Source organism: Streptomyces sp. SID5910 (assembly GCF_009862125.1).
Classification (GTDB): Bacteria; Actinomycetota; Actinomycetes; order Streptomycetales; family Streptomycetaceae; genus Streptomyces.
Map to the genome: position 1 here is coordinate 1 of NZ_WWHX01000269.1, position 1,202 is coordinate 1,202.

2 protein-coding genes are annotated in these 1,202 nt (G+C 73.0%); both read right to left on the bottom strand.

Annotation, left to right across the window (positions count from 1 at the left end; all coding sequences use genetic code 11):
• Positions 1-385: 385 nt before the first annotated feature.
• Complete coding sequence (locus GTW67_RS09350) at positions 386-1,069, bottom strand: response regulator (RefSeq protein ID WP_161164342.1); 684 nt, start codon at positions 1,067-1,069, stop codon at positions 386-388.
• A gap of 19 nt (positions 1,070-1,088) precedes the next feature.
• Positions 1,089-1,202, bottom strand: a 114-nt coding sequence (locus GTW67_RS38475; RefSeq protein ID WP_524539761.1) for an ATP-binding protein, incomplete at its 5' end; no start/stop codon positions are given.

The window sequence follows — 1,202 nt, forward strand, 5'->3', positions numbered from 1 at the left end:
GCGGCCGAGGAACAGCTCCTTGGCGAAGCTGGGCTTGCGCCAGTCCTGTTCCCGGGCAGCCTCCGCCACCTGGCGGGCCTCACGTTCGGTGACGGTGGGTCGGGACGGAGGGGTGGGTGGAGCGGACATGAGGCTCACCTCGCCGCGTATCGGCATCGAAGGGAGGTACGCCGCGAAGTTCCCGATGCGCGAACTCGCGGGCGTACGTTACTAGTCGGTGCTACCCGATCGTGTGTACCCGCTCCGGGGCGGGCCCACCACCCTTTGTGCGGCCGTTCGGCCGATGGCCGCGGGCGGGAGAGCGGAGCCCGGCCGTCCCCGGAGGCCGGCGCCCGTGCCCGGGCCGGCGGGGGGCCGGGCCTCGTCGCCGGCCCGTGGAGTGCCCTCAGGCGCGCAGGTCACGGACGTGGTCGTCCTGGCCCACCCGGACGAGGCCCATCTCGTAGGCCACGATCACGGCCTGGGCCCGGTCGCGCAGTTCCAGCTTGGCGAAGAGCCGGTTGATGTGGGTCTTCACCGTGTGATCGGTGATGGTGAGCCGGTCCGCGATCTCCGCGTTGGACAGGCCCCGCGCGATCAGGGTGAGCACTTCCGTCTCCCGGGCCGTGAGGTCGCCGGCGGGGCGGACGGGCAGCCGGGACGCGCGCGCGTGGACGAACTCGGCGATCAGCCTCTTGGTGATCTCGGGCGAGAGCAGCGCGTCACCGCCGGCGACGACCCGGACCGCGTGCAGCAGTTCCGGGAAGGTGGCGTCCTTGAGCAGGAAGCCGCCCGCTCCGGCGGCGAGCGCGTCGTACACGTACTCGTCGAGGCCGAAGGTCGTCAGCATCAGGACCTTCGTGGCGCCGCCGGACGCGGCGAGGATCTCGCGGGCCGCCTCGATGCCGTTCTTGTGCGGCATGCGGATGTCGAGGAGCGCCAGGTCGGGCCGGGTCTCGGCGGCGACCCGCACCGCCTGGGCGCCGTCCTCCGCCTCGCCGACGACCTGGATGTCCTCCTGCGTGTCGAGGAGGTTCACCAAGCCGGTGCGCACGACCGCCTGGTCGTCGGCCACCAGGGCCCTGATCACGGTGTCTCCCTCTCCATGGTCACCCGGTCCCCCAGGGCAGTTCCGCCTCCACGAGGAAGCCGCCTCCCGGGGCCGCCCCCGCGCTGAGCCGCCCGCCGACCAGGGCCGCCCGCTCCCGCATGCCGGTCAGACC